Origin of the sequence: Flavobacterium pokkalii, assembly GCF_014596575.1 — a bacterium.
GTDB classification, from domain to species: Bacteria; Bacteroidota; Bacteroidia; order Flavobacteriales; family Flavobacteriaceae; genus Flavobacterium; species Flavobacterium pokkalii.
Genome location: NZ_NASZ01000007.1, coordinates 47225 through 65528 on the forward strand (window position 1 = coordinate 47225; position 18304 = coordinate 65528).

The following is an 18304-nucleotide window of genomic DNA, read 5'->3' on the forward strand; positions in this document are numbered from 1 at the left end:
ACACTCCATCGGGGTCGGGCTATTCGCTACAATCTTTTTATTTTGTCATCCTGTCCCGATAGCTCTCAGGATGTCGAAGGACAAAATAAAAAGGATTTCCGCTACTATCCCTCACGCAATCCCTGCACACAATAAAATTTATCATTGCCATTATCATTGCCATTATCATTGCTTTTTTTATTCAGTATATTTATATCAAAAAATCAATTCGTCATGAAATGGTCTGCTAAAGCTATTAAACACAAAAACGAAAATAGAATTGTCGTGTATTTTAAAAAAAACACCTTAGTGCTTTTCTGCTGACATAGTTAATTTTATAAAAATTGTTTTATATTTAAAAAACCAATAAAGGAAGGCACTTCTTTTAGCGGACATAACATTACCAGTAATTATTTTGGACCTCGCATAAAAGAGAACTTTTTTTGCCTAAATTTGCTTTATGAGAATAGTTGACAAAAATATAGAGGACTTGAAAATGCTTTGTACAATGTACAACGTGGAAAAGATGTATCTATTTGGTTCAGCTTTGAATTCTAACTTCAATAAGAAAAGTGACATTGATTTACTTGTAAAATTTAAATCCATTGAGTTGTCAAAGTATTTTGATAATTATATAAATTTCAAAGAAAGATTAGAGAAATTATTTGGACGTGAAGTTGACTTGGTTGAAGAACAAACTCTAAGAAACCCAATCTTAATCAACTCCATAAATAAATCTAAAGAGCTAATTTATGGATGAAAGAATTCTTAAATGGCTTTATGATATTAAACTCTGTATTGACGAAATTGATAGTTTTTTCCAGGAAGAAGAAAAAGATTTTTTCAAGTACCGAAATAACTTAATGCTTAAAAGAGCTATCGAAAGAAATCTTGAGATTATTGGCGAAGCCGTAAATAGAATAATTACTCGTGACAATTCGTTTACTGAGAAAATCAGTAATGCAAAAGCAATTATTGGGTTGAGAAATCAAGTCATTCATGCTTATGACAATATTTCAGATGAGAACATTTGGTCAATACTCATAAACCATCTTCCGAAATTGAAACTGGAAGTTGATGCGTTAATCAAAGAGAACTAAAAATAACTACTGGTAACAGTATGACCATTGCTAGTTTTTCTTGGCTTCAACCCTATTTTTCACGTAAAACTTTTTATCCTAGCAGACAGTACGCAGTTCGTTGGCTTCGCAAAAAAACCACTAACCACAAAACGTTATGCCTCAGTTTAAAAATCCGAAACCGAAATATTATGGAGTTAGAATTAGAACAAGATTTGAAGTCTGAAATTGATTTCTTCCTCTGGCGCTCTTTTTCAAAGCGTACCAAATTACTGCTATAAACAAATCGCAGCGTTTATAACGCGGCCAGCTATTGCTTTTAAAAAGCAAAGTACTTATCTTTAAATCAATACTTAACTTTAAAGATAAAAACATCCTATGCAAAAACTACAATTCAAAGTAACCATAAATGCCCTAGTCGGCAAGGTTTATAATATTATGCTGGGCATTAGCAACAAAGCAACTTACGAAGCATGGACAGCCCTATTCAACCCTACTTCTACCTACGAAGGCAACTGGGAAAAAGGAAGCAAAATGCTCTTTATCGGAACGGATGAAAATGGCAACAAAGGCGGCATGGTTTCAGAAGTTTTTGATTGTACCAATAACCGTTTTGTTTCTATTCGCCATTACGGCATTTTAAAAAATAATGAAGAAATTACGACAGGTCCGGAAGTAGAAAAATGGGCCAACGGATACGAAAATTATACTTTTGAAGAAAGCAATGGCGTCACTACCGTTACAGTTGATATAGACGTTACCGAAGATTTTTTGGAATACATGAACCAAACTTTCCCCAAGGCACTCGAAAAACTAAAAGAAATTTGCGAGAAGTAAAGGAACAAAAATTCCATCAGTTAGGAGACTAAATCAGAACAAATAATAAAATTTAATTTTTGAGTTAAATAAGACAATTTTATTAGGCTTCAATAACGCTATATAAATAATAACGTAAATAAGTATTGAACTAAATTCGTAATTTCATGGCAAACAATCAAGTAAAGCTGCATCGGGTATTTGCAGCACCCATAGAAAAAGTTTTTAAAGCATTCACCGATGCTGATGCAATGGCGACCTGGCTGCCTCCTTACGGTTTTTTATGCAAAGTACACCACATGGATTTTAAAATTGGAGGAACGTACCAAATGTCGTTCACTAATTTTTCCACCGGAAATGGCCATTCTTTTGGAGGCGAATATTTGGAAATCAAAACCAACGAACTCATCAAATACACCGATCAATTTGACGATCCGAATCTGCCGGGTAAAATGTTAACCTCCGTTGCATTCAAAAAAGTACTTTGCGGAACCGAACTATTCGTAACCCAGGAAGGAATTCCGGATGTTATTCCGGTAGAAATGTGCTATTTGGGTTGGCAGGAATCCTTAGATAAATTAAAACGTTTAGTAGAACCCAATATTCCGGATGCTTAATTTTTAGTTAGCAAAAAAATAAAAAACAAGAAATTAACAGAAACAAAAAAGCCTCGAAATCGGTGATTTCAAGGCTTTTTGTGATCGCAGAAGGATTCGAACCTTCGACCGCCTGCTTAGAAGGCAGGTGCTCTATCCAGCTGAGCTATGCGACCTTAATTTTCAAACTTATTAAGGTTTTGTCGGGGTGGCAGGATTCGAACCTGCGGCCTCCTGCTCCCAAAGCAGGCGCGATAACCGGGCTACGCTACACCCCGAGTAGCAAAATTTATAAGCGGAGAGACAGGGACTCGAACCCTGGCGACGGTTACCCGTCGACAGATTAGCAATCTGCTCCATTACCACTCTGGCACCTCTCCAAGCTCAAAGAACGTGTCTCGTTTTGCGGTTGCAAATGTAACACAACATCTCATTTCTCGCAACTATTTTTGTGCTTTTTTTTATATTTTTTTTTGATTATTTTAAAAAACACTAACAATCAAACAGATAGATTCTGATATTTTTTAAACTTTTTTTTCAAAAAGAGAATCCACGACCGAAAATATAAATTTAATACAAAAAAGAGTAAATTTGCTTGGACTATACAATCAAACCGCATTTAAAATATGAGCAAAAAAGTAGTTATCGTTTCAGCCGTAAGAACCCCTATAGGAAGTTTCATGGGAGGATTAGCCAATGTTTCCGCTCCGCAACTGGGAGCTACCGCTATCAAAGGCGCTTTGGATAAAATAAATCTGGATCCTGCCCTGGTGGACGAAGTATTAATGGGAAATGTTATTCAGGCAGGCGTAGGTCAGGCTCCGGCACGTCAGGCGGCACTTTTTGCAGGTTTGAAAGACATAGTCCCTTGTACGACTATCAATAAAGTTTGTGCTTCCGGAATGAAAGCCGTAATGATGGCAGCTCAGGCGATTAAAACTGGTGATGCCGAAATTGTAGTTGCTGGAGGAATGGAAAACATGAGTTTGGTTCCGCATTATACCCATTTAAGAAACGGCGTGAAATTTGGACCAACTTCCTTAGTGGATGGAATGCAAAAAGACGGCTTAGTTGATGCTTATGACAATCAGGCGATGGGCGTTTATGCCGACCTTTGTGCTCAAGAATACAATATTAGTCGCGAAGAACAAGACAATTTTGCTATTGAATCCTACCGTCGTTCGGCGCAAGCCTGGGAATCGGGTAAATTTGATGCCGAAGTAGTTCCGGTTGAAGTTCCACAACGCCGTGGAGAACCAATTATCGTTTCCAAAGACGAAGAATATACTAATGTTAAACTGGATAAAATTCCTTCTTTAAATGCTGTTTTTACCAAAGACGGAACCGTAACCGCTGCCAATGCTTCGACTATCAACGACGGCGCAGCCGCCTTAATCCTGATGAGTGAAGAAAAAGCAGCCGAATTACAACTAAAACCTTTGGCTTACATTAAAAGTTATGCCGACGCTGCTCAGGAACCTAAATGGTTCACCACCAGTCCGGCTAAAGCTTTACCAAAAGCCTTAGACAAAGCCGGAATAACATTAAACGATGTCGATTTTTTTGAATTCAACGAAGCTTTTTCCGTTGTAGGTCTGGCCAATATCAAAATTTTAGGTCTGGACAGCAACAAAGTAAACGTAAACGGAGGAGCGGTTTCTTTAGGACATCCTCTGGGATGTTCCGGAGCCCGAATTCTGGTAAGTTTACTGCATATTTTGGAACAAAATGATGCCAAAATAGGAGCCGCAGCCATTTGCAACGGTGGTGGTGGCGCTTCAGCAATTGTTATTGAAAGAATCTAAAAAATTGAATTAATGTTCGGAATCTGTAATTTAGCCATTATTCCCCTTCGATTTGAACCTAGTGACAAAAGCGAAATTGTTTCTCAGGTTTTATTTGGCGAACACTTTAAAATATTGGAAAAACGCAACCAATGGTCGCGCATTAAATTGCAATACGATGATTATGAAGGCTGGGTAGATGCTAAACAATATCAGGTGATTTCAGAGGCGAATTATGAGCAATTATCCAAAGAGACCATCATTCTCAATTCCGATTTAATCGAATACATCACTACTACCAACAATCAGTTGATTCCTATTCCATTGGGAGCCTCGCTTTCGTTTTTGAATAATAACGAAATCAACACGCAGAATTACGAGTTTGAAGGAACTAAAGTAAACGGTGTCAAAGACAAAAGAAACCTCATCAATACCGCTTATATGTATTTGAACGCACCCTATTTATGGGGTGGGAAAACGCCTTTTGGTATTGATTGTTCGGGTTTCACCCAAATGGTGTACAAATTAAACGGTTACAAACTTTTAAGAGATGCCTCGCAGCAGGCAACCCAAGGCGAAGCTTTGAGTTTTATCGAAGAAAGCGAACCGGGAGATTTGGCTTTTTTTGACAATGAAGAAGGCAATATCATTCACGTAGGAATTATTATGGAAAACAATTACATTATCCATGCCAGCGGAAAAGTGCGCATTGACCGTATTGACCATTTAGGGATTTTCAATAACGAAACCAACAGGCATACGCACAAATTAAGAGTGATTAAAAAGATTGTTTAATTACAACAAGAATCGAAATCAGTAATTGTTCACGATACAAATTTTAATAAAAAGCTATTGCATTTTCTTAAAATTCACTCGAACTTACAGTTACTTACACTCCCATTTTTCATTAGACAATTTATCCTTTAAACCGGATTTTAAATTGTAATGCCACCATTCGGAATCAAAAGAATTAAAACCGTTGGCAATCATCACTTCTTTAAGTAAAGCTCTGTTATCTTTCACTTTTTGTGGCAAATCTTCATAAAGATGTCCGGCTTCAGGACCAAAAAAATCAAAAGAAGTCCCCATTTTTAACTCTCTTCCTCTTTTGTTGACCAAAGTAATATCAACGGCTCCTCCTCTATTATGAATCGAACCTTTGGACGGATCGGCAACATATTCAGGATTAGAAACAATCGTCCACATTCGTTTTTGAATATCCAACGGGCGATAACAGTCAAAAAGCTTAATCCGTAAGCCTTTTTCTTTAAATTCTTCATTGGCAGCAATCAATGCCTTAACGGTTTTGTAACGTAAAAAACATTCATCGCAATCATATACTTTGGCTTTCAAAAAATTATCCTCGGTAGCATATTTCATATCATACACAAAATCCAAACTATAGTCTTTTAAGTTTACAAAAGCGGTATCGGCAATTTCTGTTTTGGATGTTACGATTGCCGACTGTGAATGACAGGACAAAAACACAAAAAAGAAACCAAGAGAAAAGAGAAATCTGAAAGTTGTAGTCATCTGAAGCATAATTAAAACCGTCTCAAAACGTTTTGAGGCTTTAACAAATGTACAAAACCATCTCTAAAAAAGCCTAAGCTTCGGACTCTGGAATCTCTTTTTTACAAAACCTATTCAACATCAACCACTTTCATTTTGTTTAAAAAACTTTTTCGTCGATTTCATTCTTCTATTGAATTTAAAAATGTACTTTTATTTTTTGTTGCCTAAAAGCGATACAACTTTTACCCATTAATATTAAAACACAACTTTAAAATGATTGTAGATTCATTAAACAATGCGGCGAAATACTACGGTTTGCACCCTGCTTTCGAAAAAGCATTTCAATTTTTAAAAGAAAACGACTTAGCCAACCTGGCTGATGGCGTAACCCAATATACCGATGATTTAAAAATTATCGTAAATTCCGGAAACGGAAATTCTAAAGAACAAAGTTTGGTTCACTTTGAATGTCATGACAAAAATATTGATATTCAGGTGTGTGTAGCCGGTCCGGAAACTTATGCCTGGAAACCGAGAGAAAAATGTGTGAGCCCAAACGGAGATTACAGCGATGAGAAAGATGTTCGTTTCTTTTTTGATCAGCCGGATATGTTTTTCGAATTGAATCCGGGACAATTTACCATTTTATTTCCCGATGATGTCCACGCAGCAATGATAAGCAACGGAAAGATTAAAAAAATCGTCATCAAGGTGAAAATCTAAAAAAAATAAAATTTATTACAGCAAAACTACTTTTCGGAGTAGTTTTTGTTGTTTTAGGAAGCAAATGAGAATCATTTTATTCCAAAAAATAATCCTTACATTTGAATCTATTGCCATAAAATTACATCCAAATGCTTAAAAACAAAGTCGTTTTTATTGTTACATGCCTTTTGTTATTTCAGTTCAGCAATGCCCAAAAACCACAAAAACCCAATGCTGTTGAAATTTACAATCAAATTCAGAAACTAAACTTCTTAGGAAGCGTGCTCTATATTGCCGCACATCCGGATGACGAAAACACCCGGTTGATTTCTTATTTTTCAAATGAAATAAAAGCCCGAACAGCTTATCTTTCCTTAACCCGCGGTGATGGAGGACAAAATTTAATTGGTCCGGAATTGCGCGAATTATTAGGTGTAATCCGAACTCAGGAATTGATTGAAGCCCGAAAAATTGACGGCGGTGAACAGTTTTTTAGTCGTGCCAATGATTTTGGTTTTTCCAAAAATCCTGATGAAACCTTTGAAATTTGGGACAAAGAAAAAGTTTTGGCTGATGTTGTTTGGACTATTCGAAAATTCCAACCCGATGTTATCATCAACCGTTTTGACCATCGTTCGCCTGGAACTACGCATGGGCATCACACGGCTTCGGCAATTTTAAGCGTGGAAGCTTTTGATTTATCCAATAATTCCGAACGTTTTCCGGAACAATTGCAATGGTACGCACCCTGGCAATGCAAACGTATTTTTTTCAATCCGTCGGTTTGGTTTTATGGCAGTCAGGAAAAATTTGATGCTGCCGATAAATCTAAATTTATCAGTTTACAAACCGGTGTTTATTATCCCTCTTTAGGAAAATCGAATCAGGAAATTGCCGCTTTGAGCCGAAGCAGTCATAAATCACAAGGTTTTGGCAGCACCGGAAGCCGCGGAAACGACATCGAATATTTAGAACTTATCAATGGAAATCCTCTTCTAAAAGAACCTTCGAATATTTTTGATGGAATTGATACCAGCTGGAATCGGGTAAAAGGCGGAAAATCTATCGGTGAATTGTTGCATCGTATTGAGAAAAAGTTTGATTTCTCAAATCCTTCTGCCTCTATTCCTGATTTATTAAAGGCTTATAAAATGATTCTCGCTCTGGATGAAAATCATTGGAAACCAATTAAACTGGAAGAAATTAAAAACACTATTACTGCCTGTGCCGGATTGTATCTGGAAGCTGTTGCTAACGAAGATCAGGCGACTCCCGGAAGTGAGCTTAAAATTAAAATTGAAGCTATTAACCGAAGTGAAACACCTATAACACTAAAAAGTATCACCAGCTTCCCGGATCAGAAAAACACGGTTTTAAATCGTCCATTAAACAATAATACGGCCGAAATTCTGCATATTAACCTACAACTACCTACAGACGTTCCTTATAGTCAGCCCAACTGGCTCAAAGAACGACCAACTGTGGGAATGTATCAGGTTTCCGACCAGAAAAATATTGGTTTGCCGGATATTATCAGAGACGTAAAACTGGAATTTGAACTCCTTATTAATGAGACAACAATTCCTTTTGAACGATTGGTAGTTTACAAATTCAACGATAAAGTAAAGGGCGAAATGTACAACTACCTCGATATTATTCCGGAAGTAAGCAGCCGTATTGTGGACCAGATTTCTTTTTTCAACAGTGGAAACACCAAGAAAATGGCCGTTAGAGTAAAAGCCGGAAAAGACAATATTAATGGAGAAGTCCGATTAGATTTAGACGAAAACTGGAATGTTTATCCTCCTTATATTCCTTTTAGTCTGGAAAAAAAAGACAGCGAAAAAACCGTTTATTTTGATGTAACTCCACCAAAGGAAGCTTCTGAAATTACAGCGAAAAGTATCGTTCTTCTGGACAACAAAAAACAGGACAAAGAACAATATATTATCAATTACGACCATATTAGCAAACAACAGGTCTTATTGCCATCGGAAGCAAAATTTAAAAAATTAGATTTAAAAACAACCAAAGAAAAAATTGGATACATCATGGGAGCCGGCGACGATGTTCCGGAATGCTTAAATCAGATGGGATACAGCGTGACATTAATTACACCGGAAGAAATCAACAGCCGTTATTTGAATAATTTTGACGTGATTATCACCGGAATCCGTGCTTACAATACGCTTTCTTTTTTAAAATTCAGACAACATTTACTGCTCGAATTTGTAAAAAGAGGCAAAACTCTGATTGTGCAATACAATACTCCGGATAAAACAATACCTGCCAATATTGCTCCTTATCCCTTAACGCTTTCCAGTGACCGTGTTACTGATGAAAATGCGGCAGTTACGTTTTTAGCCCCTGATCATGCTATTTTAAATTATCCAAACAAAATCACTGAAAAGGATTTTAAAGGATGGACACAGGAACAGGGCTTGTATTATCCTAACCAATTTGACGCCGCCTTTACGCCAATTCTTTCTTCACATGACAAAGGAGAAACACCTAAAAAAGGCGCATTATTAGTAGCAACTTATGGAAAAGGACAATATATCTATACCGGATTAAGTTTATTTAGAGAATTACCAATGGGCGTTTCGGGAGCTTATCGATTAATCGCTAATATGATTGCATTAAAAACTCCTGAAACCTCACAAACGGAGGAAACCCAAAAATAAAACACGCACTATGGGATTAAAAAAAGAAAGAAAGTGGAAACCGGATTACAGCTGGGTTTTGGTCGCTAATGCGATATACATCCTGTTTTTTTATTTAATAATGAAATTATATTCTTAAGCCATGCAATTATTTGACTGGATTGTACTGATTATCACCCTGCTGTTCATCGTAATTTATGGCGTTTGGAAAACAAAGGGAAGTAAAAACGTAGAAGACTTTATTCTGGGAAGTAATGAAACGCCCTGGCACATGGTAGGACTTTCGGTTATGGCTACTCAGGCGAGCGCCATTACCTTTCTTTCCACTCCCGGTCAGGCTTATCATGACGGAATGGGATTTGTTCAGTTTTATTTTGGACTTCCAATAGCCATGATTGTTATATGCCTGACGTTTATCCCCATTTATCACAAATACAAAGTTTTTACCGCTTACGAATACCTCGAAAAACGTTTTGATGTAAAAACCCGTTCGCTGGCAGCCATTCTTTTTTTATTCCAAAGAGGTCTCGGAACCGGATTAACCATTTATGCTCCGGCTATCATTTTATCGGCATTATTAGGTTGGAATCTAACCTACATGAATATTGTCATCGGAATTCTGGTTATTTTTTACACGGTTTCCGGAGGAACCAAAGCCGTAAACGTAACCCAAAAACAACAGATGTTTGTAATTATGTCGGGAATGTTTATCACATTTTTTCTTATTCTGCATTTTTTACCAAACGATATGACTTTTAGCAATGCGCTTCATATTGCCGGTGCTAATGGAAAAATGAATATTGTAGATTTCTCGACTGATCCGGAAGAAAAATATACTTTTTGGAGCGGAATTACCGGAGGTTTCTTTCTGGCTCTGGCTTATTTTGGTACCGACCAATCTCAGGTAGGACGCTATTTATCCGGAAAATCCGTTCGGGAAAGTCAAATGGGACTGATTATGAACGGGCTTTTAAAAGTTCCGATGCAGTTCTTTATTTTATTGACCGGTGTAATGGTTTTTGTTTTTTTCCAATTCAATCCGGTTCCGTTAAATTTCAATCCGAACAACAAAACTATGATTGAAAAATCAAAGTATAAAAACGAATACCATGATTTAGAAAAACAACTGGAAACGCTCTCGGAAGACAAAAAAGTAATCAATCTGCTGTATATTGACCAATTGAATCAGGATTATGATAATCCTATTTTAAGAAAAGAAATGGTGGCTCTTTCGACCAAAGAAAAAGACCTAAGAGACCGCGCCAAAGAAATTATTCACAAAGCCGACAGCGGCAACGAAACCAATGATAAAGATTATGTTTTCTTTCATTTTATCCTGCATTATTTACCTAAAGGTTTAATTGGTTTATTGCTCGCTGTTATCATTTCGGCAGCAATGTCTTCTACCGCTTCCGGACTGAATGCTTTAGCTTCAACCACTGCGATTGACATTTACAAACGTAATGTAAAAGAAGACAAAACCGAAACACATTATTTGAATGCTACGAAATTTTTTACCTTTTTCTGGGGAGTCGTAGCCATTCTCTTCGCCTGTGTTGGTACGCTGTTTGAAAACCTGATTCAATTAGTAAATATCGTAGGATCTGTCTTTTACGGAACCGTTTTAGGGATTTTTCTGGTTGGTTTTTATATCAAATTTGTCAAAGCCAAAGCTATATTCTACGGTGCTTTTATCACCCAATTAACCATCTTTATCATTTACTATTTTGCCATTTTCATCTATCCAAGCGGTGAAGAAAAACTAGGCTATTTATGGCTAAACTTCATTGGAGCTATGATGGTAATTGTACTTTCAACATTATTACAGTCAACAATTTTTAAAAAGACAGAAAATATCGCTTAACAAAAAATCCCATTTACAAACTCTGCAAATGGGATTTTTTTATTTCTGAATCTGAAAAAACTATCTGCTCCACTCTTCAATACTGGCTTTATTCATTTCCACATATTCTTTATTTCCGGCAGCTTCTGAAGCGGATATAGACCATTTAGCAGTTTCAATAGCTCCTTTTTTATCGCCTTGTTTCGCCTGAATTAAGGATTTTAGTCTTAAATAATAAAACGGAACATTTTTAGACATTTCTACTGCTTTATCAATATAACTTCTTCCTTTAGCAATATCTCCGTTAGACTGATAATAATATTGTGCTGCTGTATAAAATTGCTCTGGTGTTGGCCCTGCCAAAGTTTTATCGATACTGGCAATGGCTAATTTATTAGTTGGCACTTCAAATTTTAAGGAAACATAGGAGTTCTCCCAGGAAATATCCAAAGTAGCCGAATTAGTCGTCAAATTATTAATAGCTAATGTAAAAGTCTCTACCGGTTTGGTCAAAGCCTCTTCATTCACTGAAACTTTCAAAGCCACTTTAGACTCATCAAATTCTTTAGGAGTTCCCCAATTGTCGGTGGCAGTATAAAAAAGTACATCCCAAGTTTGCACATTTGGAATGCTGTACAAAGCATATTTTCCTTTTTTCAGTGTTTTTCCATTAATTACAACATCATCACTAAAAGAAATTATCGAGTTTTCATTAGCACCTGTTCGCCATAATTGTCCAAAAGGCACTAAATTTCCCAAAACCGACCTTCCTCTGGCTGATGGTCTGGAATAGACAATTTCAACATCAGTTAATCCTACTACCTGTTTTACAACGGTTTTTGGACTCATTTCTGGAATTCTTACCTGAGCCTCAGCACCCAGATTCAAAACAATTAGGAAAACTATCAACAATACTTTTTTCATAATTCTGTAATTTTTTAATATTCAAATGTACAATTTCTATAACGGTACAGCTGTTAATTATTGCATAATTTAGAATCCATTTCACTCACAACGGCATAATTTAATTCATTAAAATGATTCACTACAAAATCTGCCAATGATAAATCCTGATTCTTAGAATGCTCACTATTGTATCCTATACACAAAATTCCTGCCGCTTTTCCCGCAACAATTCCATTAGTACTATCTTCAATAATGATACAATTTTCTTTTGGAGCAATCGATAAACTCGCTGCATGTTCAAAAATTGCCGGATGTGGTTTAGATTTTGGAAAATCTTCACCACTTACCTTATGCGTAAAATATTGATGCAGATTAAAGCGATTGAAAATACGTTCGATAGTTACTTTAGAAGCCGAAGAAGCTAAAATCATCTGCACTCCATTTTGATGTAAATCTTCGATAAGATTTCTAACACCTGCTAATAGTTCCAAATCTTCTTTGGTATCAAAAGCATCGTTAAAAATACTGCGTTTTCTTAGAATCAAATCTTCAACATCCTGTTCCAGTTGAAAAATATCTTTTAACTTTTGAAAAATATTTCGGGTTGAATTTCCAGTAAACGAAGTGTATAATTCTTCACTTACTTCGATATTTAATTCTTTAAATTGTTTGTAATAGGCATAACGGTGAACCGGTTCAGTATCTACGATTACGCCGTCCATGTCAAAAATTACAGTTTGTATCATTGTTTTAGTTTTTAGTTTTTAGTTGTCTGTTGACAGTTTTAAACAGTAAAGAAGATCATTAATTCACCTCTTTCCTCTTTTCAAATTATTCCTTCTTCAAAAGATCTCGAATAACCGTTTCAGCCGCATGTAAGCCAAATAAAGCCGGCATATAACTGTTTGTTCCGTAAAACGATTTTTTAAAGTTTGTTCCGTCGGTCATTTTCACACTGGTTTCATCCGGTTTTTCCATAGAGAAAACAGCTTTCACTCCTTTTTTTACCCCCATTTTACGCAAACGCTTACGCACCACTTTTGCCAGCGGACAAACATCAGTTTTACTAATATCTTTCACGGTTACCTTTCCGGCCTGCATTTTTCCACCGGCTCCCATATTGGAAATTATTTTTACCTTTTTCTTTTTACATCCCACAATCAAATTCAATTTTGGTGTAATACTGTCGATGCAGTCCAAAACATAATCCATATCTTCTGAAACCAATTCGAAAGCGCGTTCCGGAGAAAGAAATTCTTTTACTCGGGTTAAATTTAATTCCGGATTAATATCCATTAAACGGTCGCCTACGATAGTTACTTTGGGTTCACCCACCGTAGAATGCAAAGCCGGCAATTGTCGGTTAATATTGGTAATATCCACAACGTCTCCATCCACAATAATCATGTTTCCCACTCCGGCGCGGGCTAAAAATTCGGCTGCAAAAGATCCTACTCCTCCCAATCCTACAACCATTACTTTTGCATTTTGCAATTTATTTAATCCTTCTTTTTTGAATAAAAGTTCGGCTCTTTCAGTCCACTCTGCCATAATAAATTCTTTTATTTGGTAATTTGTTTATTTGCTATTTTATTATTTTTTAAAAACAGTTTTCACATTTTCAGTAATTAGCTGCTGCAAATCCTCTATTGAAATCTTTTTATATTTTGCCGCCAAAGCATAAACTTCCCGGATTCCTTCTTCGACCATATCAGTTTCCAGAAAAAAACGATTCTCCGGAATATTGACAAAAACATTTTCTAATTCCGGATTTCGCAATAGATTTTTCCCAAAGGAAAGGTAAAACCCGTTACTTAGAAGTTGTTTCGCCAACTGTTCTTTCTTAGAAAATCCATGAATAATTATTGGTGTGGTAATTTTCAAACGGTTTTTTATTTCAACCAATTCCTGAAAAGCCAACACGCAATGAATCACCACCGGTTTTTGGAATTTTTCTGCCAAAAGTAATTGTCTTTCTAAAACTTTCAATTGAGTTTCAAATGCCGTTTCGCTGCGTTTGTCCAAACCACATTCGCCAATAGCCAAACAAGCTGGAGAACTTATTTTTTGTTCCAAAATTTGAAAATCACTTTCCAATCGGTTTTCATCAATAAATAAAGGATGAATTCCAATAGAATAATTTGAAATTGCTGCATCAAATTCCTGCGGATATTGGTTTACCAATTCCAAAATTTCAGCATCATTTGTAAATTGATGCGTATGTAAATTGAAATACTGCATTAGTCATGAAATTTTTTAACACCGGCGCGAATAGCCACTTTCAAATCGTTTTCCAAAGGAACTCTCGGACAGGAATAACGATGACTGTAAGCGCAATACGGATTATAGGAAGTATTAAAATCAATCGCAATTGTATTGCCTTTTGGAATTTTTAAATCAATATATTTCCCGCCTATGTAACTTTCCTTTCCGGAAGTTTCATCGAAAAAAGGCAAAAACAAATCATTTTTATATTTTGGATTTTTAGAAAACTCCACATCCTGATAGACATTGAGTTTGCATTTTTTTCCATCCATTTCAAAATGTACTTCTCCGTATTTTTTAAAAAGCGGCTGTCTGTCGGTTGATGTTGCCATTTTAAAAGCTTTTTCTTTTGGAGTACGAACTAATTTGGCAATCACAAAATATTTTTCGCTGACTGGATAAAAATCCAAGGTTTTAAAAGTTACTAAATCTTTTGCTTCCAGCGGACTGGTTTTAGAATCAGCATATTCTTTATTCAATTCCTGTTGGTACTTTTTAGCAGCCGTCCAATTGAATTTCTCCTGAGAAAAACCAAAAATACTTTGCAACCAAACAGTAAACAACAGAATATACCTCATCTTCAAAATTTTATGCAAAAATAGCTTAAAAGTTAGAAAGCGACAAAGTCTGAAACAGATAAAATTAAATATATCACAACCTAAAAACTAAAAACCTAGTTAAATAACTATAAAAATAGTTGTTAAACTAAAAATATAGTTATATAATTGTATTCAAATTAAACAGCTATGGATAAATTAACCAACAAAGAAGAAGAAATCATGCAAATTTTATGGAAGCTGGAAAAAGCATTTGTAAAAGAAGTCATGGCAGAAATTAAAGACGACAAACCGCATTACAACACACTTTCGACCATTATTAGAAATCTGGAAGAAAAAGGATATGTGTCCTATAATGCTTTTGGCAAAACACATCAGTACTACCCTATTGTGAAAATGGAAGACTATCGCAAAAAGTTTATGAACACTGCTATCGAAACTTATTTTAATAATTCCTATAAGAATATGGTTAGCTTTTTTGCCAAAGAAGAAAAAATATCTGCCGATGAATTACGGGAAATTTTAGCGATGATTGAAAAAAACGAATAGCCATGGAAAATCTATTCTTATACTTCGTCAAAACAAGTGGTCTAATTGGATTATTTTACCTGAGCTATATGTTTTTGTTACGCAAAGAAACTTTCTTTAGTGCAAACAGATGGTTTTTACTTTCAGGGTTATTAACTTCAGCACTACTGCCACTTTATTTTATCACTAAAATAATTTGGGTAGAACCTTTAGAACCAACCACAGCAATCGACTGGTCTAATGTTCCTGTTACAACTTCAACAACTAATCAGGAATCGCAAATCAATTGGTATTTGATAGCGACATACATTTATCTTATTGGAACTATAATTTTTCTACTCAAACTCCTCTTTGATTTTTATAGTTTATCCAAAGTTTTAAAAAACAAAAAAAGTACACTTCAGGATAATTTTAAATTAATTGAGGTAACCGAAAACATCGCTCCTTTTTCATTTTTTAAAACTATTGTTTATAATTCATCTCTATACAGCGAAACGGAACTAACGAACATTTTAGAACACGAAAAAGTACACAGCAGTCAATATCACAGTGTAGATGTATTAGTAGCACGACTATTTTGTACTACTTTTTGGTTCAATCCCTTGATTTGGTTGTATAAAAAAGCAATGGTACAAAATCTGGAATTCATAGCTGATAGTGAAGCGTCTAAAAACATAGCCGACAAAAAAGCTTACCAATTAACTCTTTTAAAAATAACCACACAAGACAATTGTGTAGCCATTACCAATCATTTCTACCAATCCTTAATCAAAAAAAGAATTATTATGTTGAACAAAAACCAATCCAACAAATGGAATTCCTGGAAGTACATTACAGTATTCCCAGCACTTATTGCTTTTATTTTTTTATTCCAAATTGAAGTTGTGGCACAGGAGAAAGAAACTCCAAAACAAGTAAAAGAAAACAAATCAGATTCAGTTGATTTAAAATCATTTCAACTTGAAAAGGATTTAAAAACTTTATCTGAAAACAAAGAAATAATCATCAATGGAGAAAAATCAACACAGGAAGAAATGGATAAATTGAATCCTGATGATATTGAAAAAGTTGATGTAGCTACAATTTCGGGTAAAAAAACAATTCTGGTTACTACTAAACATCTATCAAAACCTGTAAAAATAACCGATAAAACCATTTACATCGATGGCATAAAATCCACCAACGAAGATTTTAATAAATTAGATCAAAGCACTGTTGACAAAGTTGACGTTAATACTTTTGAAAATACGATTAGGATAACTACTAAAAACAGCAACAAATTAAAACAAGAAGAAATCAAAAATAAAGAATCAGAACCTCAAATTAATAAAATTGATTTTATTATTACAAAAAACACTACTGACGAAGAAATTAAAGAAAAATGCAACCAAATAAAAAACTTATACAATATTGATTTAAGTTTTTTTAATATAAAAAGAAACAATAATGGGGAAATTATAAATATAGAAAGTAAATACAAAAATATTGCAAATGGTAACAATGGATACTTTACAACTAGTAGAAAACCCATTGAACCTTTCAAATTTTATTCTGAAAAAATTACTTTAGGAAGTACTTCTGGACATGCTACAGGATACGCTAGTCTAAGCAATTCTATAAACAGAATTATAAACGACCAACAAATTGATTACAAAAAAGCAGTTATTGTAATTGATGGAAAACATAGCGATTATCAAACTTTAGAAAAACTAAGTCCTAATGACATTAAACAGGTAATCAAAAAAGACATTAATAGCAGATGGCCTGAGAATAAAAAATATTATGAATCTTACGGAGAAAAAGCTTTGTATGGTTTTTTAATTGAAGTTAAAACTAATGAATATTATAACCAACACAACTAAATTTCTGCATTTTCATAAAAAAGGACGGTTCATCACGAAACCGTCTTTTTTGTATCTTTAAAAGAAAATATATGTTCAAAATTTTAGCCAAAATCAACAAGCTGCTATTACCCAGTTTTACAAAACAGGGATTGGATTTGGCGAAAGCCAAGAAATGGCAATTGGCCATTATTGCGTACCGCTATTATGTAACTTCAAGAGCAGTGGACTAATACGTGAGTACAGCAAAAATATCATAACCATTCAATTTTTCCCTGCCGTTCAGGAATTTCAGTTCCATCAGGAAATTCAATTGCACAATTTCGCCTCCTAATTTTTCAACCAATTCGCAAACCGCCTTGGCTGTTCCTCCAGTTGCCAGCACATCATCGTGAATTAAAACCTTATCTCCTTTTTGGATAGCGTCTTTATGGATTTCTAAAGTATCTGTGCCATATTCTAAATCATAAGTTACCGAAACCGTTTCATAAGGCAGTTTTTTGGGCTTTCGCACTGGAACAAAACCGGCATTTAATTCCTGCGCTAACAACATTCCGAATAAAAAACCTCTGCTTTCCGCTCCTACCACCTTATTAATTTGGTGTCCGTTTAATGATTTTACCAAAATTTGAAGACATTCCTGAGTTGCTTCGGCATTATTTAACAGCGGCGTAATATCTTTAAACAAAATTCCTTCTTTTGGAAAGTCCTGAATATCACGAATATAATTTTCTAAGCTCATTTTTTTTAGTATTTATTGAAATTTATGCTTGCAAGTTACACATTTATCCCTATATTTGCACCCGCAATCACGCTTTACAAAGCAACTGCAAACGGCCTCGTGGCGCAACTGAATAGCGCATCTGATTACGGCTCAGAAGGTTACAGGTTTGAATCCTGTCGAGGTCACAAAAATAAAAAGCTCATTTCTTTTGAAATGAGCTTTTTTTTATAACTTCCTCTTCTTTTTTATAAGTTTAAACATACGAAATCAAGTAATTTGGAAGTCCTGCCAGGGTGACACAACAGGATTCAAACCATTCACCCATAGAAGAATTCTATTTTACTAACTCAATTCCTATTTGATAATTCAACCCTATATCTACTAATTTTACATAAACATCACCTTGTTTTTCATCCCAACAATACGAAATCTTATCATTTACTGAATCTCTGTTTTTAAGTAAAATTCTCTTTTTTACTCAAAAAACGATCAGTTTAAAATCA

General features: G+C 35.1%; 19 protein-coding genes and 4 tRNA genes. 13 read left to right on the forward strand and 10 right to left on the reverse strand.

Annotation, left to right across the window (positions count from 1 at the left end):
• The first annotated feature begins 439 nt into the window (after nucleotides 1-439).
• The 4 genes from B6A10_RS06675 to B6A10_RS06690 all read left to right on the forward strand — a co-directional run bounded on the left by B6A10_RS06675 (nucleotide 440) and on the right by B6A10_RS06690 (nucleotide 2491).
• Entirely contained in the window at nucleotides 440-739 is a 300-nt protein-coding gene (locus B6A10_RS06675; RefSeq protein WP_055092466.1) for a nucleotidyltransferase family protein, read from the forward strand.
• Entirely contained in the window at nucleotides 732-1079 is a 348-nt protein-coding gene (locus B6A10_RS06680; protein WP_055092468.1) for a HepT-like ribonuclease domain-containing protein, read from the forward strand. The genes B6A10_RS06675 and B6A10_RS06680 overlap by 8 nt, the downstream gene beginning before the upstream one ends.
• A 357-nt stretch (nucleotides 1080-1436) precedes the next feature.
• Nucleotides 1437-1895: an SRPBCC family protein gene (locus B6A10_RS06685; RefSeq protein WP_188220242.1), complete on the forward strand. Its 459-nt coding sequence runs from the start codon at nucleotides 1437-1439 to the stop codon at nucleotides 1893-1895.
• Nucleotides 1896-2041: 146 nt separating this feature from the next.
• A complete protein-coding gene (locus B6A10_RS06690; protein WP_188220243.1) occupies nucleotides 2042-2491 on the forward strand; it encodes an SRPBCC family protein in 450 nt (149 codons plus the stop codon).
• A gap of 81 nt (nucleotides 2492-2572) precedes the next feature.
• Here B6A10_RS06690 and B6A10_RS06695 read toward each other — a convergent pair.
• The 3 genes from B6A10_RS06695 to B6A10_RS06705 all read right to left on the reverse strand — a co-directional run bounded on the left by B6A10_RS06695 (nucleotide 2573) and on the right by B6A10_RS06705 (nucleotide 2850).
• Nucleotides 2573-2646 (reverse strand) — tRNA-Arg (locus B6A10_RS06695).
• 27 nt (nucleotides 2647-2673) lie between these two features.
• A tRNA-Pro gene (locus B6A10_RS06700) sits at nucleotides 2674-2748 on the reverse strand.
• A gap of 18 nt (nucleotides 2749-2766) precedes the next feature.
• Nucleotides 2767-2850, reverse strand: a tRNA-Ser gene (locus B6A10_RS06705).
• A 246-nt stretch (nucleotides 2851-3096) separates the two neighbouring features.
• On the opposite strand from B6A10_RS06705, the gene B6A10_RS06710 reads away from it, so the two are divergent.
• Together B6A10_RS06710 and B6A10_RS06715 are read left to right on the forward strand one after the other, a co-directional pair.
• Nucleotides 3097-4275, forward strand: coding sequence for an acetyl-CoA C-acyltransferase (locus B6A10_RS06710; protein ID WP_188220244.1), 1179 nt, complete (start codon nucleotides 3097-3099; stop codon nucleotides 4273-4275).
• 12 nt (nucleotides 4276-4287) lie between these two features.
• Nucleotides 4288-5049, forward strand: a complete 762-nt coding sequence (locus tag B6A10_RS06715) for a C40 family peptidase (protein WP_188220245.1) — start codon at nucleotides 4288-4290, stop codon at nucleotides 5047-5049.
• 90 nt (nucleotides 5050-5139) lie between these two features.
• Here the strand turns inward: B6A10_RS06715 and B6A10_RS06720 are convergent, their stop codons facing one another.
• Nucleotides 5140-5787, reverse strand: coding sequence for a M15 family metallopeptidase (locus B6A10_RS06720; protein WP_188220246.1), 648 nt, complete (start codon nucleotides 5785-5787; stop codon nucleotides 5140-5142).
• A gap of 255 nt (nucleotides 5788-6042) precedes the next feature.
• Here B6A10_RS06720 and B6A10_RS06725 point away from each other — a divergent pair, with 255 nt between their 5' ends.
• The 3 genes from B6A10_RS06725 (at nucleotide 6043) to B6A10_RS06735 (ending at nucleotide 11001) form a co-directional block, all read left to right on the forward strand.
• Nucleotides 6043-6492: a YhcH/YjgK/YiaL family protein gene (locus B6A10_RS06725; RefSeq protein ID WP_055092478.1), complete on the forward strand. Its 450-nt coding sequence runs from the start codon at nucleotides 6043-6045 to the stop codon at nucleotides 6490-6492.
• A 131-nt stretch (nucleotides 6493-6623) separates the two neighbouring features.
• Nucleotides 6624-9158: a PIG-L family deacetylase gene (locus B6A10_RS06730; RefSeq protein WP_188220247.1), complete on the forward strand. Its 2535-nt coding sequence runs from the start codon at nucleotides 6624-6626 to the stop codon at nucleotides 9156-9158.
• A 121-nt stretch (nucleotides 9159-9279) separates the two neighbouring features.
• Nucleotides 9280-11001, forward strand: a complete 1722-nt coding sequence (locus B6A10_RS06735) for a sodium:solute symporter family transporter (RefSeq protein ID WP_188220248.1) — start codon at nucleotides 9280-9282, stop codon at nucleotides 10999-11001.
• Between the two features lie 60 nt (nucleotides 11002-11061).
• Here the strand turns inward: B6A10_RS06735 and B6A10_RS06740 are convergent, their stop codons facing one another.
• From B6A10_RS06740 to B6A10_RS06760, 5 genes are all read right to left on the reverse strand, one after another.
• Nucleotides 11062-11904 carry a DUF2911 domain-containing protein gene (locus tag B6A10_RS06740; RefSeq protein ID WP_188220249.1) on the reverse strand — a complete coding sequence of 281 codons (843 nt, stop codon included), beginning with the start codon at nucleotides 11902-11904 and terminating at the stop codon, nucleotides 11062-11064.
• Between the two features lie 53 nt (nucleotides 11905-11957).
• Nucleotides 11958-12632 (reverse strand): HAD family hydrolase, encoded by a 675-nt coding sequence (locus tag B6A10_RS06745; RefSeq protein WP_055092487.1) that lies wholly within the window; start codon nucleotides 12630-12632, stop codon nucleotides 11958-11960.
• An 85-nt stretch (nucleotides 12633-12717) separates the two neighbouring features.
• Nucleotides 12718-13437 (reverse strand): tRNA threonylcarbamoyladenosine dehydratase, encoded by a 720-nt coding sequence (locus tag B6A10_RS06750; protein WP_055092489.1) that lies wholly within the window; start codon nucleotides 13435-13437, stop codon nucleotides 12718-12720.
• 42 nt (nucleotides 13438-13479) lie between these two features.
• A complete protein-coding gene (locus B6A10_RS06755) occupies nucleotides 13480-14127 on the reverse strand; it encodes a TatD family hydrolase (protein WP_188220250.1) in 648 nt (215 codons plus the stop codon).
• Nucleotides 14127-14729 carry a DUF1684 domain-containing protein gene (locus B6A10_RS06760; protein WP_188220251.1) on the reverse strand — a complete coding sequence of 201 codons (603 nt, stop codon included), beginning with the start codon at nucleotides 14727-14729 and terminating at the stop codon, nucleotides 14127-14129. The genes B6A10_RS06755 and B6A10_RS06760 overlap by 1 nt, the downstream gene beginning before the upstream one ends.
• A 168-nt stretch (nucleotides 14730-14897) precedes the next feature.
• Here B6A10_RS06760 and B6A10_RS06765 point away from each other — a divergent pair, with 168 nt between their 5' ends.
• From B6A10_RS06765 to B6A10_RS06775, 3 genes are all read left to right on the forward strand, one after another.
• On the forward strand, nucleotides 14898-15257 hold the full coding sequence (locus tag B6A10_RS06765) for a BlaI/MecI/CopY family transcriptional regulator (protein WP_188220252.1): 360 nt from the start codon (nucleotides 14898-14900) through the stop codon (nucleotides 15255-15257).
• Nucleotides 15258-15259: 2 nt separating this feature from the next.
• Entirely contained in the window at nucleotides 15260-17098 is a 1839-nt protein-coding gene (locus tag B6A10_RS06770; protein ID WP_188220253.1) for a M56 family metallopeptidase, read from the forward strand.
• Between the two features lie 71 nt (nucleotides 17099-17169).
• Nucleotides 17170-17310: an SsrA-binding protein gene (locus B6A10_RS06775; RefSeq protein WP_188220254.1), complete on the forward strand. Its 141-nt coding sequence runs from the start codon at nucleotides 17170-17172 to the stop codon at nucleotides 17308-17310.
• Here the strand turns inward: B6A10_RS06775 and B6A10_RS06780 are convergent.
• Complete coding sequence (locus B6A10_RS06780; RefSeq protein WP_188220255.1) at nucleotides 17307-17819, reverse strand: adenine phosphoribosyltransferase; 513 nt, start codon at nucleotides 17817-17819, stop codon at nucleotides 17307-17309. The two genes, B6A10_RS06775 and B6A10_RS06780, sit on opposite strands and share 4 nt — an antisense overlap.
• A gap of 93 nt (nucleotides 17820-17912) precedes the next feature.
• Between B6A10_RS06780 and B6A10_RS06785 the strand changes: the two genes are divergently transcribed.
• Nucleotides 17913-17986, forward strand: a tRNA-Arg gene (locus B6A10_RS06785).
• Nucleotides 17987-18304 lie beyond the last annotated feature (318 nt).

Excerpts from the sequence above, each read along its gene's own strand:
- B6A10_RS06720 (WP_188220246.1), bottom strand. The coding sequence starts at position 5,787 with ATGACTACAACTTTCAGATTTCTCTTTTCTCTTGGTTTCTTTTTTGTG.
- B6A10_RS06680 (WP_055092468.1), top strand. The coding sequence starts at position 732 with ATGGATGAAAGAATTCTTAAATGGCTTTATGATATTAAACTCTGTATT.
- B6A10_RS06715 (WP_188220245.1), top strand. The coding sequence starts at position 4,288 with ATGTTCGGAATCTGTAATTTAGCCATTATTCCCCTTCGATTTGAACCT.
- B6A10_RS06735 (WP_188220248.1), top strand. The coding sequence starts at position 9,280 with ATGCAATTATTTGACTGGATTGTACTGATTATCACCCTGCTGTTCATC.
- B6A10_RS06675 (WP_055092466.1), top strand. The coding sequence starts at position 440 with ATGAGAATAGTTGACAAAAATATAGAGGACTTGAAAATGCTTTGTACA.
- B6A10_RS06740 (WP_188220249.1), bottom strand. The coding sequence starts at position 11,904 with ATGAAAAAAGTATTGTTGATAGTTTTCCTAATTGTTTTGAATCTGGGT.
- B6A10_RS06750 (WP_055092489.1), bottom strand. The coding sequence starts at position 13,437 with ATGGCAGAGTGGACTGAAAGAGCCGAACTTTTATTCAAAAAAGAAGGA.
- B6A10_RS06745 (WP_055092487.1), bottom strand. The coding sequence starts at position 12,632 with ATGATACAAACTGTAATTTTTGACATGGACGGCGTAATCGTAGATACT.
- B6A10_RS06685 (WP_188220242.1), top strand. The coding sequence starts at position 1,437 with ATGCAAAAACTACAATTCAAAGTAACCATAAATGCCCTAGTCGGCAAG.
- B6A10_RS06755 (WP_188220250.1), bottom strand. The coding sequence starts at position 14,127 with ATGCAGTATTTCAATTTACATACGCATCAATTTACAAATGATGCTGAA.
- B6A10_RS06765 (WP_188220252.1), top strand. The coding sequence starts at position 14,898 with ATGGATAAATTAACCAACAAAGAAGAAGAAATCATGCAAATTTTATGG.
- B6A10_RS06710 (WP_188220244.1), top strand. The coding sequence starts at position 3,097 with ATGAGCAAAAAAGTAGTTATCGTTTCAGCCGTAAGAACCCCTATAGGA.
- B6A10_RS06775 (WP_188220254.1), top strand. The coding sequence starts at position 17,170 with ATGTTCAAAATTTTAGCCAAAATCAACAAGCTGCTATTACCCAGTTTT.
- B6A10_RS06725 (WP_055092478.1), top strand. The coding sequence starts at position 6,043 with ATGATTGTAGATTCATTAAACAATGCGGCGAAATACTACGGTTTGCAC.
- B6A10_RS06780 (WP_188220255.1), bottom strand. The coding sequence starts at position 17,819 with ATGAGCTTAGAAAATTATATTCGTGATATTCAGGACTTTCCAAAAGAA.
- B6A10_RS06760 (WP_188220251.1), bottom strand. The coding sequence starts at position 14,729 with ATGAGGTATATTCTGTTGTTTACTGTTTGGTTGCAAAGTATTTTTGGT.
- B6A10_RS06730 (WP_188220247.1), top strand. The coding sequence starts at position 6,624 with ATGCTTAAAAACAAAGTCGTTTTTATTGTTACATGCCTTTTGTTATTT.
- B6A10_RS06770 (WP_188220253.1), top strand. The coding sequence starts at position 15,260 with ATGGAAAATCTATTCTTATACTTCGTCAAAACAAGTGGTCTAATTGGA.
- B6A10_RS06690 (WP_188220243.1), top strand. The coding sequence starts at position 2,042 with ATGGCAAACAATCAAGTAAAGCTGCATCGGGTATTTGCAGCACCCATA.